Raw genomic sequence first — 15899 nt, 5'->3', positions numbered from 1 at the left:
ACTGCAAAACCTGCGATATCAAGGACCCCAGCCAGAACATCACCTGGACCACACCGCAGGGTGGGGATGGCCCGAACTATCCCAATATGTAAAGATCAAATGGTTAGCTGAGCCAAACTGTATCAACCCGTCACGACCGGGTTCATATGATTTCTGAAGCTACTTTAGGTTGCCTTTCAGAGACGCTAATTGGCGTAAAACAATTGAAAATTTGTGCATAAAATCAACTGATCTTTCAGGCAATTCGTGGTGTTTTGCTACCGATCCCTGACCTTTAGAGCTGTGCATCTAGGTTGTAGGGTTTTCTGCTTAAGACAAACCTCGGCAACTCTCTAGCCGTTTTGGATCGGGGGACCACACTGTGTGTTACACGTCCAAAGTTACGGCAATGTAAGATTTGCGTGCTTCGTCGGAGCGGATGTCCCACACGATGGGCGTTCCTTTTGCAATGATCCAGCTATCACCAGGCCGATAAACCACGGTTTCGCCCGTCGCTTCGTTGGTCAGGGCAACTTCACCATCCAATAAGGTGGCATGTTCGTGGAACCCATAAGTTACTCGATATTTGCCGCGTGTGACGCTGTATTGGCCACCGAACACAGGCGCATCCGGATTTCCGATGTCGAAACTGCCGGCGCATTTGATATCGCCTTCAATTGTCTCCGAACCAATAGATTCGGGGTTGCCCCACAAATCCAATGCATCTCGTTTCTTGTTCTGAAGATAGGGGGTCATAGACATGCTTTAGGCCTCATGCTTTGAGATCGTTAAGGATACGGTCCATCATCGCGTCACACACAGACAATTGCTGAAGCGACAGGTATTCGTCGGGCTTGTGCCCCTGCCCTTCCATCGAACCCGGTCCGCACACCACGGTAGGAATGCCAAGCATCACAAAGAACCCGGCCTCGGTTCCAAAGGCAACTTTGGTGGTGGTGCGTTGTGCTAGTTTCTGAGCGTAGGCAACCACGGGATCGTCGTCGCTGACGTTTAGTCCGGGATAAGCGTTGTACTGTTCAACGTCGATCCGAGCCCCGCGCCAAACTGTGTGATAGGGTCTCGCTGTGCGATCTGCCGCTTGCTGAATACGGTCTAATATGTCCTCGGCACGATCAACAGCCAAGTGGCGGTATTCGAATATCAGCTCGGCTCGGTCGGGAACAATGTTCAGTGCCATGCCGCCTGAGAGTTTTCCAACGTGAACCGTCGTATAGGGAATGGTATAAGCGTCGTCCCGCGCGCCGTTAAAGGCAAAATCATCCTGAATCGTGCGCAACTCGATCAAGAAGTCGGCCGCAAGATGCAACGCGTTGACAAACTGTGGGGCCAGCGCGGAATGACCGTTTTGCCCATGACACACTGCGCGTAGAGCCGCTTTGCCCTTGTGCCCAACAGCTACCTGCATTTCCGTCGGTTCCCCGACGAAACAGGCGCGTGGTTGGCCGATCAATGGCGTGAGTTGATCCAGCATTTGCTGAATTCCCACGCATCCAACCTCTTCATCATAAGACAGTACGATTTTCAGAGGTTCTTTCAGTTCAACATGGGCCGCTCGATCCGCCAACGACAGCACTGACGCGATATATCCCTTCATATCGGTAGTGCCGCGCCCGTAAACTCTGTCGTCTTCGCGGGTCAGACGAAACGGATCGCGAGACCATGGCTGGCCCTCGACCGGCACGACATCGGTATGGGCTGACAACAACACTCCCGGACCAGTCGGGCCAGTTTCAGCGTAGATTCCTGCCTTGGCTTCTGTTGGGTCGCCAATTCGGTGCACGGAAAATCCCCGCTCTGCAAGATAATCAGTGACATAATCGATCAATTCGAGGTTGGATTTGGCGCTGATTGTGTCAAACTCAACAAGCCGATCAAGTATGTCTAGGGTCAGTGTCATATCAGTCGACGGCCAATTCTGTGATTTCTCGCCGGAACGGCAGGTCATCTCCGATATCCAGCGTATCCAGCTCACGGGCATAGCGGTGACCCGCATAAGTCGCCCAGGCAATCGGTCCCGGTGCGTTGGCATCACCGATTAGCTTGACGGTCTTGATCCCCGCATCTGCCCAATCGCCTTCGCGGGCCATCAGGTCCTCGAATATCTGGTCGTTTCCGACGCGCGACGCGACCATGACCACGGAATCCGCTTCGATCTTCCAGGTCCGGTCGGTATAGGTGCAATTGGACACAACATGATCGGGGTGGACTTCTGTGATCCCCTGGTTCAACACGATCTCGACACCAGCCTCGACCAAACGTGGATGGATCGCAATCTGTTCCAGTGTGTTGTTGGTCCAGTCACTGACAAAAGCTGACGGTGTCACCAGTGTGACCTGCGCCCCATTCTTGGCCAGCATTTCAGCCAGAACGCCACCCATGTAATAGTGGTCATCGTCATAAACAACGACACGGCCTTCGGGAATCGTGCCATCCATCAGATCGTCAGGGGTATAGATTTTGGCCCCTTCGGCGATGGGCATTGGTACAACGTGCTGACGCGAAACACCATCACGCCGCCATGTGGAACCGGTGGCTAGACAGACATTTTCGAACCCGAATTCCAGAATGCTTTCAGCATCCAATTCGCTTTCAAAATAGGTTTCAACATTCGGCTTCTGGCTGATCTGGTATTCGCGATACTCCAGAACGCGGCCCCAAGCGCTGAGGCCCGGGAGTTTACGTTCCTTGGCAACTCGACCGCCCAGCGTTGTAGTGGCTTCGGCAATTGCTACGTCATAGCCACGTTCAGACAACGCGCGCGCTGCTTCTAAGCCAGCAGGGCCGGAACCCACGACCAGCACGTTTTCGCTATCGCCCTTTTGGTTCATCCGTTCAGGGTGCCAACCCTTGCGCCACTCTTCCATGAAGGTGGGGTTCTGGGTGCAGCGGCTGATCGACATGGTCATGTCGCCGGTAATGCAGATGTTGCAGCCGATGCATTCGCGGATATCGTCGATCCGACCTTCCTCGATCTTTTTCGGCAGGAACGGGTCGGCAATAGACGGACGGGCACAGCCGATCATATTCAGGACGCCCGATTTGATCTGCTTGACCATCGTATCTGCCGAAGTGAAGCGGCCCACACCCACAATCGGTTTATCAGTCAGTTCCTGAATGCCGCGCACCAGGTTTTCCTGCGCCGATTCATCCTTGAATCGCGAGGGGCCTGAACAATCCTCCCATGTACCCTGCGCCAGATCCCAAAGGTCGGGCAGGTCTTTGTTCATCTCGATATAATCACGCACCTCAGCGTTCGAGAAACCAAGCTCACCAATGGTCTCATCCAGGCTGACACGCAGAGCGATACCCATGGTATCGCCGACGGCATCCTTGATGTCACTGATCACCTCCTGGCTGAACCGGGCGCGGTTTTCCAGGCTACCGCCATATTCATCCGAGCGCTGGTTGGTGGCACGGCTCAGGAAGTGCTGGAAGATGCCAAAGCCGTGGGCACCATAGAGGTTGATCAAATCAAAACCTGCCTCTTTCGAGCGCTTTGCCGCATTCACGAACCATCGCCGCAGATCGCGAATGTCAGATTTCGACAGCGCGCGCGCCTGAACCGGATCATTGGTAAAGGTCCTGATCGGAAGCGCAGAGGGCGCCAGCGGCACTTCCTTAGTGTAAAGGTTCGGGCCATTGATGCCGGAGTAAGCCAACTGAATACCGGCCAATGCACCGTGTGTTTTCATCTTTTCGGACATCTTGCGCAGTTGCGGGATGTCCTTGTCTTCCCACAGGCGAAGTTCGATGAACGGAGTAATCTCTGAGGTATGGTGCATTTCGCACTGCTCTGTGAATATAACACCCCAACCGCCCTCGGCCTTGATACCGCGCATCTCGGCAGCCGCGGACGGATCACGATAACCGCCACCGTTGCAGTGCGGAACCTGATAAAATCGGTTTTTTGCCGTGAGTGGTCCGATTTGTACCGGCTCGAACAAGATATCGTAACGTGGGTCGCGCAATGCCGCCTCCTTCGTTTCAGAGTCGACGTTTAAGATACAGGTAAATGTACCGCCCTAAAGTTGGGCTTGCGAAATCAACGATTAGTTTTGCTCTAACGCGGTCACGCTCACTTCTTTTTCGTCTCAATTCCCGGCAAGGCATTTTCTTCCACCAAATCAGCACAGTAATTGATGAAAGACTTGACTGAAATCGTGTTTTCCGCGTCCGTCGCCATCAGCAATCCAAGGCGCATTGGCCGCTCATTGCCAAGCAAAGGGATCGTCCGAAGAGGTTTTCCATCTGGTGACAGATCATTCAATGGTTTGATGTTTGCCAGCCCGAACCCGTATCCGTTCGCAACCAGACTTCGCATTACCGCCATGTCCTTGGTTTTCTCAGCAATGTATGGCTTTTTTCCGATCTTCTGGAAGAACGATAGGAAATACTCAGAACTGAAAGGCAAATCGAGTAGCACCATTGGATGATCCGCCAGCATCTCTACCGAAACGAAGGGATGTTTGGCGAGCGGGTGACCTTCACAAACCAATGCGTAGGGTGGGAGCTCGGTCAGTGAAATAAACCGAAGATCGGCTGGAATATCAAGGTTGTAGGTAAGCGCTATATCGATCTCAGCCCGGCGAATATTACTGAAGATATCTGCCTGGTTCAGCTCGAACTGACGCACGCGAACTTCGGGAAAAGCATCCTCGAAATTGCGCCTTATGCTTGGCAGGATCATTTGGGCGAATGTCGAAAGGCATCCAACATTCAATGGCCCCCGCGCAACACCCACAATGCTGCCAGCTAGGTCCATCAAACCTTCGGCTTCGCGCAGCACGATACGCGCCTGATCCAACATCGCCCGTCCCGCCTGAGTCAGAGAAAGTCCCTGCGCGTGCTGACGCACAAACAAAGGCAATCCGAATTCTTTCTCTAGCTGAGAAATTGCCGCCGAAATTGAGGGCGACGATACGTTAACCTTTTCAGAGGCAACTGCGATTGAGCCCGCCTCGCCGACCGCTACGAAATATTCAAGCTGACGTAACGTGTATCTGATCGGCAAGGGCAGTCTCTTTTTATGGTTGGTTCAAGCCTTGTACTTGATCCACGTTGTTTTTAAAGCAGTATACTTTTCAAGCGAGTGCAAGGACAAGTCCCGGCCAAACCCTGACTGTTTCATTCCCCCGAATGGGGTCTGCGCCGACAGGGCATCGACGGTATTCACCGACACCGTACCCACCATCAGCTTGTCGGATACGCGGCACGCTCGGCTAAGGTTGTCCGTCCAAACGGAAGCCGCCAAGCCGTAGATCGAGTCGTTGGCCATTGCCACCGCTTCATCTTCCGAGTCAAAAGGGATAACAGACAGAACCGGGCCAAAAATCTCGTCCCGAGCCAGGGGATTGTCGTGCGTTACGTCATCGAAGATCGTCGGCTGGATAAAGCAGCCTTTGCCACCGACTGTCACCTGCTCTCCACCGGCGACCAGATTGGCAGATTTTTTGCCTTCTTCTACAAAGCGCATGATGCCTTGCGTTTGTTTTGCATCCACGATCGCACCCATTTTAGACGCCGGATCCAGCGGGTCGCCGGGCTGCATATTGTTGGCACGCGCGATCAGTCTCTCTACAAAAGCATCCTTGATGGAACGTTCAACATACAGACGCGAGTTGGCCGAGCACACTTCGCCCTGATTGAAGAAGATACCAAATGCCGCCATGTCGGCTGCCGCATCCAGATCCTCGCAGTCAGCAAAAACCAGATTGGGGCTTTTACCCCCGGTCTCTGGCCAGACCTGTTTCAAATTCGATTGGCCGGAGTATTGCATGAACATCTTGCCAATCACGGTCGAGCCGGTGAAAGCCAGGCAGTCAACATCCATGTGAAGCCCCAAGGCCCGGCCAGCCGTGACACCGAAGCCAGGCACTACGTTGAAGACGCCATCAGGCACACCAGCTTCCGCCGCTAATTCTGCAAGCCGCAGCGCCGACAGGGGCGATTGCTCTGCCGGCTTCAAAACGACCGAATTACCTGCCGCTAGCGCTGCGGCGCCCTTCCAGGTCGCCATGTCCAGTGGGAAATTCCAGGGCGTTACCGCGCCTACAACACCCAAAGGCACGCGAGAGATCAGCGCCAGATCGCCGGGTGCGGTGGGGGCAACCTCATCATAGATTTTGTCGATAGCTTCAGCATACCACTGGAAGAAATGCGCCGATCCAGGTGCATCCACAGTGACAGCATCGGTGACCAGTTTACCCATATCCAGACTATCCAGCAGTGCCATCTCTTCGAGATTAGCGCGGATCAGGTTGGCCAGCTTCAGCAATATCTCTTTGCGGTCACCAGGGGCCATACGCGACCAGCGCCCGTCTTCAAACGCAGCGCGACCTGCTTCGACGGCACGATTGATGTCAGCTTCGTCTCCTTCGGCTACCTGCACCAAAACCTCGTCGGTGGCGGGGTTGATACAATCAAATGTCTTGCCCGATGCCGCGTCGACGAACTTGCCATCAATGAATGCCTGGCCTTTGAATTTCAGGTTCGCGGCACGGGTTTTCCAGTCTTCGTGTGAATAGTCCAGCATTCGGAATCTCCCTGATTATTCGTCGCCCGGCACGCCGTATGAGGGCGCTTCGCGCGGGTCCAGCGCACGCTGGATGTAAGCGTCAAGTTGCGGTTTGTAGATGTCCCAGGCGGTCGCGATGTTTTCGATCGGGCAATCTTCGGTCCAGTCGCAGCGCAGATCCACCACCGGCCAGCTGACCTTGTCCACGATTTTCATCCCGGCAGAATGAACCGAACCGGCCTCACCACCAGCGGCAAGTGCGGCACGCATCGCTGCAATCAAACGGTCACCGATATGACCCGACGCGGACAGGAAACCATCGACAATCGCTTGCGGCACAGTGTCGTTGGCCAAAAGATTGCCGCCAGACGCAACATTCTCAGCTTGTGCTTGTGTCCAGATGCCCAAAGAGTTGGGACCTGAGTGGATCGCGGTCGTACCGTATACATCAACAGCCAGAACCTGCCTGTATTCGATGAATTTTCCACGCTTCACGACCTCGGCCATCGCATCGGCTGCCGACAGGCCCTGTTTCATCAGATCCAGTGTGAGGGGACCGAGGCTGGGATCAGTGACATTCTGCGAAGCAACAGCACCAACCCCTGCGCGCGCGAACGAGCAACGGGCGGCGACAGCCGGAGAAGACGACGAAATGGCCAACCCAAACATTCCAGTGTCCGGACAGCGCGCAACCAGAGAAAAAGTCATGACGGACTCCTGTAGACAAATTCGAGACTGGGCCGCGCTGAACTAAGGGGAGAAGGGAGCCAGCGCAGCCCAGCCATCCCGAGTTAATCGGGAATAACTGCAGTTCCATCGATTTCAACAAGCCAATCGGGCCGCGCCAAAGCTTGCACAACAAGCCCGGTCGAGCAGGGATGCACACCTTTGATATACTCACCCATGGTGCGATAAACCGCTTCGCGATGGCGGACGTCGGTGATGTAGACGACAACCTTCACCAGATGATCCATCGAGCCGCCGGCTTCTTCGATCAACTGCTTGATGTTCTGCATGACCTTGTGTGTCTGTTCGACCGGATCATGGCTGTCGATATTGACGGCGTCGTCTAAGTTCTGTGGACACTGGCCGCGCAGATAGACGGTTTTACCACCCTGCGTGACGACAGCCTGGCACAGGTCGTTGTCCAGATTTTGCTCGGGATAAGTGTCGGAGGTATTGAATTTACGGATGCGTGTATGCGTCATTTCAGAATCCTGCTTTTGTCGATTTATTCTGCCGCGGAGGCGACAACGGCGGCTTCGCCTTCGTACTTGCCGTAGGAGCACTGGATCGCGATCTGGTCGGCCACGTATTTGGCGTCATGCCAGACCCCCCACAGGAACGACGAACCGCGACGCGATTGCCATGGCAAGCCCAGAAAGTAGACGTCCGGGGCCTTGGAAACACCGCGCTGGTGTACCGGCGCGCCGCGTTCATCAAAGGCGTCCTCCTTAAGCCATTTGAAATCCTGACGGAAGCCGGTCGCCCAGATGATCGTGCTTACGCCTTCTTCGGCCAAGTTGATACCAGTCAGCGGGATGGCGAGGCTGTCCGGGTCAGGGTGTACGATGCGAGCTTCCGGCTCTTCCGGCAGGGCAATGCCGGTGCGTTCGACATAGGCGTCGGCCATGTCCAGAACTTCCTTATAGTTTGCGTCGCCATTCGCCACGTTCTCCTGCAGGTCGCCCTTGAAGCTCAAAACGCCATCGGCATAGCCAGCGGTTAGGCCCGTCAGGCGCACGCCTTCATTGCCCAAGCGGCGGAAATCCATCGTGCGGCCACCGTAGGCACCGCTGACCGAGATGGTCACATGTTCTGTGCCCGGTGCTGGTGCAGCCATGTCCCACAGTCCCAGAACGCCCAACCACCAAACGAAGTCACGGCCTCGGTAGCGACGCGGAGGACGGTCATGCGGGCCAACCGACAAAAAGACCTTCCGGCCTGCACGGTTCAACTCATCTGCGATCTGAGCGCCCGATGAACCTGCCCCCACGACCATCACGGCGCCGTCGGCCAGCTGTTTTGGGTTCTTGTAGTAGAAAGAGTGAATTTGGTCGATGCCCGCCTCTTCTGGTACGATCGGCGGAATGACTGGGTGCTGGAACGCGCCCGTGGCTGCGATGATGCGATTGCACTCGATCTCACCCGCACTGGTAGTTACCAGAAAACCACCTTTTCCCGGCTGTCGCGTTGCTTCTACCACCTCTACGCCTTCTCGGATCGGTGCCTTGATCATGGTTGCATAATCAATCAGGTACTGCGCAAAGCGGTCCTTGGTAACGAACTCATCGGGATCGTTACCTTCGAACAGCATATTCGGGAAACGGTCATGCCAAGCCGGGCCATTGGCCACCAGCGCATCCCAGCGACCGGTGCGCCAAGCTTCAGCAGTGCGGTTCTTTTCCAGCACGATATGCGGGATATTATTGTTGCTCAGATGCTCACTGGCCGCGATACCGGCCTGTCCTCCGCCAACAACCAGCGTATCCGTCTTTTCAATTGTCATATCGAGATCCTCTATTAGGCGCTTCGAGAGTCGCTACCCACATGGGCGCAGCCTTTCTGCAATCTTAGAAATCGACGATGCTTCTGAGAAATATGATCTCGTTAAGCATTGCTTGGGCTATGGCTAAGACCAGTTTCTAAATAAGCCGGGTTGTCGCTGTCGGCCCCAATTTGTGCAGCGGGCGATCGTAGTGCTGAGGCAATCTGTTAGGCGGCCCGTCGACCAACCATGCGATTTGTCGAGATCAAGACGGAAGAGCAGCAAGCCATTCTCTCAATCCACCGGACTCTAGATCTGGCCGTCCGGCAGCGCACCCAGCTGGCCAGCATAATCCACAGTCTTTTGAGTGAGTGTGGGCTTATCTTGCCCATTGGAATCGAAGCAGTGACGACTTTTGCAAAGCGTCACCTTGATGGCGACCATCCAGAAATGCCAGAGATCGCCAACGGTATGCTCGGTATCCAGTGCTATCAGTTCGTCGGCCTGACCGAACGAGTCGATGGCTATTCTAAGATGATCCCGCAACATGCCCTTCTGAATGCAGACGTGCGTAGATTGATGCGTATGCCTGGTATCGGCCCGATCTCGGCTTCAGCGATTGCGCCTGCATACCGCGTCACCCAGCAATTCAGCGTCGTGTGATCCACTGCAACGCCTCGCTCATGCATGATCTCTTCTAGATCGCGATATGACACACCGTATCGGACATAGAAGAACACTGCGAAGAGGATCACATCTTTCGGATACTGCGCGCCTTTGAAAGAGATCATAAAAACAGACTTTCGACTTCAAAATTTAGATGTTCATTCACTCGAAGCACTTACGAGCGTCAACAGTCAATAGTTTGCAAAAGAGCCCGCAACTGAACCCTCAAACCCTTCTGCAACACACCTCATATGTTTGTTCACAGTCTCAGCAGTAATTTCATAATGATCTTTTTTCATCTATTTTGCACACTGTACCTGCAACCCTCAAAACCACTGTTGTTACCCGATTTGTATCCCTATTCGACCTAAGACGAGCTCTATCAGGAATTAGGCACAGAATTGGCGTTGAAGCCCAAACACCTTAGCTCCCTGTCCTGCCCCCCTGCCCTCTCACAATCAGACCGTGGAACGGTCTTTGATCTGTGTGCATCTGCCAGGGTCGCTGGGCCCGAGAACAAGGCAACGACGTCCGCCTTAGATCCCCACTGCCCTCGCGACCTCAACAGCAGCACAACCGAGGGCGACGGTGTCAGACGGCGACAACCGTAGTCGTGCAAAGCCTGTGCAAAACACTGCCCTGCCCGTCCGGGCTCGATTTGGACCGGCACGTCACATCCTAGCGCGTGTTTCATTGGAAGAAGGAGCTCGCCTCGCAAGCGGGCGCGCCATAGATGAAGCAAACCAGCGCCTGGATCCAGTTACAGATCCAAGGGGTTTGCGTAGACCATGCAGATGGCCTTGTGATGAATTTGTTGGCATTAGTTCTATACGCAAAACACCGGGTTGATAGCCCGGTGCTTGTTCTGGTCCAAGACGGCAATTTCTTACCCGTGGGTAAGATCATCCTCTTCCTGAAGATCATCAAGCAACACCGCAACAGCCTGTTCCAGCTTGCTACGATCTACGCGCGTGAAATCCAGATCATATTTCAGTTCTATGCGCCCGTTCGAAGCCGAGCATCGGGCGACCCCTGCCCTTCCCGACACTTGAAACGTCGTTTTGGCGCGGCGGGTTTTTCCTGAACTGCTGGGCGCCGGTTTCTTTTCGGTTCCCGTTTGGACCTCTACAAACGACCGCAATATCGCCATCTCGCGCGCGCTGTCCCGCTCCGGTTCGCTCATTACGGCGGTGCTCACCTGACGTACCAGACCAGGATCAGCATCGAGCTTGCGTTTGAGCGTGACACCCAGATTGCGCGGGATGTCATTTGGGTGCATCAGCACCTTGTCCAACATCATCAACAAGCTGGCAAACGCGCGGATATAACTACGCTTTGTGTAGCTGGCTGATTTGAACAGGATTGCCACCGCCTTATCCACATCCGCACAATCATTTGCCGGGTCTTCGGCGTAGGCGCGCGCCAAGGTACCCATTTCTGCAAATGAGATATCCTTGCGGATGAGGTTTTCATCCACCATGCGCCGGTAGCTGTCATTGATATCCGCGGCATCCGAAATGCCTGCCGGGATTTCAGCGTAAATCTCATCGCCAGTTTCCTCATACAAGGCGCGATAAGCAGACAAGCGCCGCATCCCCTGAATCAGATCAAACCGACCATCCGAGCGACGCTCCAACCGAATTGGGTTCGACAGGCCAATGTCGCGGATCGAATCCTTCAATTCATCCAACTCGTCATCCGGACCGGCCTTGCGGTCGCGTGTCAGCTTTTCGGTGACGACATTCGAAAGCGCCACACGCTCGGTCACCAAACCTTCAGACCGCAGCCGCACCAGTTCATGCGCCAATCGGTCATTTTCGGCGCGGATCGTATCTTCGGTTGATTGCTGATCGCGCAGGGCATCTGCGTTCTCAGAGATCGCTGCAGCCATCGGACCGCGTCTTTTCTCCAGCACCTTGTCTGGAACCTTACCGACTGGGATGTCCTCCATTGCCGGCATATCGATGTCAAACATTCTGCGTTTACGGCTCATGCGTCATCCTCCAGCTTGTCCCAGGCTGTCAGCATGACATCCCGGAATTCCTCATAGACGTTATCAAAGGTCGATCGTGCGCGCCGCCACGTTTCGCGCGTCATCTCTCGGTAATCCATCTCGTAGACCGAGCTCAGGAAACGGCCCGACTGCTCGACGGCGCGGGTCATTTCCACCGGGTGCTGCGCAACGTTGTCGCCGAAGACTTTGCGGAACGCCTCGAACATCGCAAGATGCAGAGCGTTGCCCGGCTCGTATCGCGTCAGCAGGAAACGAAGTTCGCAGAAGGTCTTGGGAAGACCGATCTTACCCGTGGGTAAGGTCTTGTCGAACCCATAGGCCAAATCCTCGAGCGCTTCGGCCAGCTGACCAATGAAAGAGGTGGTCGAGTCGTATTCCCAATATCCCGGCCCGGAGGGGATATAGAGCATGTCCGCCGCAAAGACCGCATTCATAGACTGATAGCCAATCGCGGGCGGGCAATCGAATAGGATCAGGTCATAGGCATCATCCGGGATCTGATCCAAGTAGCGCGAGACGGCCGCAAAGAACGACCATTCGGGATTCAGGTGCCGATACTGGGCCGACGCAAATTCAACAAAAGCGGCGTTCGCACAGGACGGAATCACATCGATCGTCGACCAGGAGGTCTGCCGAATAAAGTCAGCGACCCGCAGATCACCCAGACCCATACCTGTGATCGAGGGTGGCAGCTCGCGGCGGGGCAGGGCGGTGCCGGATTCGGCAGCGGCAGGGCGGTTGTTCATCCGCTCTGTTTCACGGATCAGATCGCGCGCCATGATACCCCAGACCGTGAAATCCTCTGCCACATCGGTCAGGCCCATCGAATGGCTAAGCGTCGCCTGCGGGTCGAAATCTACGACCAATACCCGATAGCCATCCAACGCAGCCGCATGCGCCAAATGCAAAGCAACGGTCGATTTGCCGGCACCACCTTTGAAATTGGCGACCGCCGCGCGCATGGCGCGTTTACCGGCGGGGCGGGGCGGCATCAGGGATTTGCGGTTGACCTTGAGCCTGCGGCGCAGCTCGTTCACCTCTTCGAGGCTGAACCAGCGCTGTCGGCCATCTGGCTCGACCTCACCACCCGGCAACGAAGGGTCGGCGGCAAGCTTACCTCGAAAGGTCGACTGGTTGATCCGAAAGATCAGCTCGGACACTTCCCAACTAGAGAAGCGACGGAGCGTCTTCTCCATCTCGGGGCTGAAGGTCTGCTGCCGTATCCAGCCCTGCAGTTTCAGCGATTGATTGCGCAATGCGTTTAGATCTTCGTGCGTATACATGCCTCAGCTCTCGTTCCTTCGGACGCTATTTGTTATCTTTTTTCTATTTACGCCCGATTTGCACTTTACGCAAAAGAAAATATTATGAAGATGTAACTTACCCGTGGGTAAGAAAACAAGGGCGATCCCAACGCTGAGCGATTCGGAGTCAAAGGCAATGAAACCCGCGGCCGCGCATCTCTGCTCCGCCCACATTTAGGGGGCCACCAATAGGCCACCAACTCCATTTAGGGGGGCAGAATGGCCAAATAGGGGGTCATCTTGCATGTCCCCCATCACCAATACTTCACCAAATTTCTTTTATTAAATTGATCTGAACCCAAACCCAAACTGGCCTGAAATGAGACTCTGCTTGACAGAATCGAAGCTTTGGACGCTAATTACTGCAAGATGACGAAAAGCGTTGGCAAACAGCGTGACACGGCGGTAATAACCGCATGAGGCAGACCAGAGCGGTGAGAACGAGGATGCAGCTTGCAAAACCGGTCGGGCGCAATGCACCGGCCCTCAAGTACGATATTCTATCGGCACTGACAGTGCATGCTCTGTCGGGCGACAAGCATCGTCAGCGCAGTATTCTACGTATCGTAGCCCTGATCACCACGCGGTATAACTGGCGCAGCAATGAGCTTTCGATTGGACGAGAAGAAATCTCGCGGCTGTGGTCGGTGAATGAACGCACGGTGAAACGAGAAATGGCTAAGTTTCGTGCGATGGGCTGGGTTGCGGTCAAACGACCCGCTGCCCGAGGGCGCGTGGCGGTATACGAGCTGGATCTAAAGCAGCTGATGTTGGATACCGCTGAGGTCTGGCCTGTGATTGGCACTGATTTCCAAGCGCGTATGACCGAGGAGCCCGAAGCGGCCACTAATATTGTGCCATTCAAGGTCAAAGCGGCGTTACCTGACCGGGCCGAAGATGATGTCTGGACGCAAGTACAGGCCATTTTGCATGGCCGGGACCCCGAGCTTTGGGCAAGTTGGTTCCAACATCTAAGCGAGGCCGAAAGGGCAGGGGGCGTGGCCACCTTGATCGCCCCCTCGCGCTTTATGGCTGATTACATTGCTCAGAAATGGAGCGCACGATTGCTGGCAGCTTACAGCCGGGTTGATCCGGACATACGCAGGCTACGCTTTGAAACCTCGGAATAGGCCGGAGATGTTCAGGGAAGGGGCCCTCGATCAAGCTCTATTCTGTTGTCTTGATCGAAGGCGGGATGCGGCAGTCTTCCGCCGCATCGATTTGCTTAGACGTGATCGTCTTTCACCAGTTCACCTCGGCCGTGCCCGGCCATGCCACCTGAGACTTCTTCGGTGGCCTCATCGGCTAGTGTTTCGGGCAGTATCAGGTTCAAAACAATTGCAATCAACGCTGCCGGTAAGATCCCCGAGGCCCCCAGGATGCGCAGCGTATCCGGTAAATGCTGCAGCGCATTGGCTGAGCCCGGTGCGACATTCATGACTTCAAGCTGAAGACCCAGACCTATGGACAGGGACACCGCAAAGATAACCATATTCCGACGGTTCCACACCACGTCCGAAAGCATCGAGACACCTGCTGCGACAACCATGCCGAACATGACGATCACACCACCGCCCAGAACCTCAATCGGGACGGTACGGATCAGGCCGCCCACCTTGGGGACAAGCCCGCAAATGATCAGGAAAATTGCGCCAATGGTGACGACATGGCGGCTCATCACGCCGGTCATCGCGATCAGGCCCACGTTTTGGCTGAACGATGTGTTTGGAAAGCCGCCAAAAACACCGGCAAGCGCTGTGCCGAAACCATCGGCATAGGTTGCGCCCTGAATCTCTTTGTCGGTGGCTTCGCGCCCGGCACCACCCTTGGTGATGCCTGAGACGTCGCCAACCGTCTCAATCGCCGAGACAAATGCCATGAGGCAGAAGCCGATTACAGCGGCCAAAGAGAACTCGAACCCGTATTTGAAAGGTTGCGGTAAGGCGAAGGCGGCAGAGCGTTCCCACGAGCCAGAAATCGCATCGAGTGGCAGTTTTCCAACCAGGATGCAATAGACGTAACCCACTAGAATACCAATCAAAACCGCCGAGATTGACATCATCCCGCGGGCAAAGAACTTCAGCCCTAGCGTGACAACGACCACAATTAAAGCAGGGGCCCAGCTAGACAAAGAACCATAGCTTTCGGCGCCCGATGCTTTGGCCGGAACACCGCCAGCGGCGTATTCGATACCTACTTTCACCAGTGCCAGGCCGATCATGGTAACGACGAGGCCAGTCACCAGCGGCGGCAAAGCAAAGCGTATCCGGCCGATCACCGTGCCCAGAAGCGCATGGAACAGGCCGCCAATGAGTACGCCGCCAAACAAAGCGGCCAGCCCATCCACGCCTTTCCCGGCGACCAGCGGGATCATGATGGGAATAAACGCAAACGACGTGCCCTGAACGATGGGTAGCGCGGCCCCGACAGGCCCAAGGGTGACGGTTTGTAACAGCGTGGCTACACCCGCAAACAGCATCGACATCTGGATCAGATATAGCAGCTCGGGAAAATCAGGACTGTTCGAGCCAAAGCCAAACCCAGCTGCACCCGCTACGATGATGGCCGGGGTCACGTTTGATACGAACATGGCCAGCACGTGCTGAATACCCAAGGGTACTGCGCGATAGATGGCAGGAAAGTAATTCGGGTCTCGAAGTTGTTCCGGTGTCCCGATTGGTGACGTCGTCATGAGGTTCCTCCTGTAGGACCAATGGAGTCGTCTCTGAGCGGGTGCCGGTTCTGTGTATTTGTGTGTTTGATCTGCAGCCGTTCAAAGTAAGTTAACGATAGTCCACACTAGGGTTGGCGATTATCAAAAATACTCAAAAGGTTCTGCATGCCCCTTGCAATCCGAGCTGCAAGAGGGGTGTGCTAAAATCTGAGCAGATCTAGTTGATCTTGCGGTCTTTG

Annotated in this window: 14 protein-coding genes and 3 pseudogenes; 3 read left to right on the top strand and 14 right to left on the bottom strand. The window is 55.0% G+C overall.

Annotated elements, in window-relative coordinates:
• A partial coding sequence (locus ACR0EL_RS19645; RefSeq protein WP_480500154.1) for a 4Fe-4S dicluster domain-containing protein occupies nucleotides 1-92 on the top strand: 92 nt, incomplete at its 5' end.
• Nucleotides 93-366: 274 nt separating this feature from the next.
• On the opposite strand, the gene ACR0EL_RS19640 is transcribed toward ACR0EL_RS19645, so the two are convergent.
• The 9 genes and pseudogenes from ACR0EL_RS19640 to ACR0EL_RS19600 form a co-directional block, all read right to left on the bottom strand.
• On the bottom strand, nucleotides 367-735 hold the full coding sequence (locus ACR0EL_RS19640) for a cupin domain-containing protein (RefSeq protein WP_353011070.1): 369 nt from the start codon (nucleotides 733-735) through the stop codon (nucleotides 367-369).
• A 16-nt stretch (nucleotides 736-751) separates the two neighbouring features.
• Entirely contained in the window at nucleotides 752-1945 is a 1194-nt protein-coding gene (argE, locus tag ACR0EL_RS19635; protein WP_480501713.1) for an acetylornithine deacetylase, read from the bottom strand.
• Nucleotides 1899-3968: an oxidoreductase gene (locus tag ACR0EL_RS19630; protein ID WP_480501711.1), complete on the bottom strand. Its 2070-nt coding sequence runs from the start codon at nucleotides 3966-3968 to the stop codon at nucleotides 1899-1901. Before ACR0EL_RS19630 ends, argE begins: the two co-directional genes overlap by 47 nt.
• Nucleotides 3969-4075: 107 nt before the next feature.
• Nucleotides 4076-4807, bottom strand: coding sequence for a LysR substrate-binding domain-containing protein (locus ACR0EL_RS19625; protein ID WP_480501718.1), 732 nt, complete (start codon nucleotides 4805-4807; stop codon nucleotides 4076-4078).
• Between the two features lie 15 nt (nucleotides 4808-4822).
• A pseudogene (locus ACR0EL_RS19620) lies at nucleotides 4823-5011 on the bottom strand (helix-turn-helix domain-containing protein); the annotation flags it as partial.
• A gap of 24 nt (nucleotides 5012-5035) precedes the next feature.
• The gene (locus ACR0EL_RS19615; protein WP_480501709.1) at nucleotides 5036-6532 is read right to left on the bottom strand and encodes an aldehyde dehydrogenase; all 1497 of its coding nucleotides are present in this window, start codon (nucleotides 6530-6532) and stop codon (nucleotides 5036-5038) included.
• 15 nt (nucleotides 6533-6547) lie between these two features.
• Nucleotides 6548-7222 carry a DUF1028 domain-containing protein gene (locus ACR0EL_RS19610; protein WP_480501708.1) on the bottom strand — a complete coding sequence of 225 codons (675 nt, stop codon included), beginning with the start codon at nucleotides 7220-7222 and terminating at the stop codon, nucleotides 6548-6550.
• A gap of 83 nt (nucleotides 7223-7305) precedes the next feature.
• A complete protein-coding gene (locus ACR0EL_RS19605; protein WP_480501707.1) occupies nucleotides 7306-7722 on the bottom strand; it encodes a RidA family protein in 417 nt (138 codons plus the stop codon).
• A gap of 23 nt (nucleotides 7723-7745) precedes the next feature.
• Nucleotides 7746-9023, bottom strand: coding sequence for a flavin-containing monooxygenase (locus ACR0EL_RS19600; RefSeq protein WP_480501706.1), 1278 nt, complete (start codon nucleotides 9021-9023; stop codon nucleotides 7746-7748).
• Nucleotides 9024-9233: 210 nt separating this feature from the next.
• Between ACR0EL_RS19600 and ACR0EL_RS19595 the strand changes: the two are divergent.
• Nucleotides 9234-9348, top strand: a pseudogene (locus ACR0EL_RS19595) (IS110 family transposase); the annotation flags it as partial.
• On the opposite strand, the gene ACR0EL_RS19590 reads toward ACR0EL_RS19595, so the two are convergent.
• The 4 genes and pseudogenes from ACR0EL_RS19590 to ACR0EL_RS19575 all read right to left on the bottom strand — a co-directional run bounded on the left by ACR0EL_RS19590 (nucleotide 9312) and on the right by ACR0EL_RS19575 (nucleotide 12965).
• The gene (locus ACR0EL_RS19590; RefSeq protein ID WP_480501705.1) at nucleotides 9312-9548 is read right to left on the bottom strand and encodes a hypothetical protein; all 237 of its coding nucleotides are present in this window, start codon (nucleotides 9546-9548) and stop codon (nucleotides 9312-9314) included. The pseudogene ACR0EL_RS19595 and the gene ACR0EL_RS19590 sit on opposite strands and share 37 nt — an antisense overlap.
• Nucleotides 9549-9613: 65 nt before the next feature.
• Nucleotides 9614-9793 (bottom strand): annotated as a pseudogene (locus ACR0EL_RS19585) (IS6 family transposase); the annotation flags it as partial.
• A gap of 761 nt (nucleotides 9794-10554) precedes the next feature.
• Nucleotides 10555-11661 (bottom strand): ParB/RepB/Spo0J family partition protein, encoded by a 1107-nt coding sequence (locus tag ACR0EL_RS19580; RefSeq protein WP_480501704.1) that lies wholly within the window; start codon nucleotides 11659-11661, stop codon nucleotides 10555-10557.
• Nucleotides 11658-12965 (bottom strand): AAA family ATPase, encoded by a 1308-nt coding sequence (locus tag ACR0EL_RS19575; protein WP_480501703.1) that lies wholly within the window; start codon nucleotides 12963-12965, stop codon nucleotides 11658-11660. Before ACR0EL_RS19575 ends, ACR0EL_RS19580 begins: the two co-directional genes overlap by 4 nt.
• Before the next feature lie 467 nt (nucleotides 12966-13432).
• On the opposite strand from ACR0EL_RS19575, the gene ACR0EL_RS19570 reads away from it, so the two are divergent.
• The gene (locus tag ACR0EL_RS19570; protein WP_480501701.1) at nucleotides 13433-14116 is read left to right on the top strand and encodes a DnaA N-terminal domain-containing protein; all 684 of its coding nucleotides are present in this window, start codon (nucleotides 13433-13435) and stop codon (nucleotides 14114-14116) included.
• A gap of 95 nt (nucleotides 14117-14211) precedes the next feature.
• On the opposite strand, the gene ACR0EL_RS19565 is transcribed toward ACR0EL_RS19570, so the two are convergent.
• Nucleotides 14212-15678, bottom strand: coding sequence for a uracil-xanthine permease family protein (locus ACR0EL_RS19565; protein WP_480501699.1), 1467 nt, complete (start codon nucleotides 15676-15678; stop codon nucleotides 14212-14214).
• Between the last annotated feature and the right edge of the window lie 221 nt (nucleotides 15679-15899).

It is taken from the genome of Ruegeria sp. AH12 (assembly GCF_056541465.1).
Note: the sequence above shows the minus strand (reverse complement) of the source record. Positions and strands in the feature narration are given on the sequence as shown.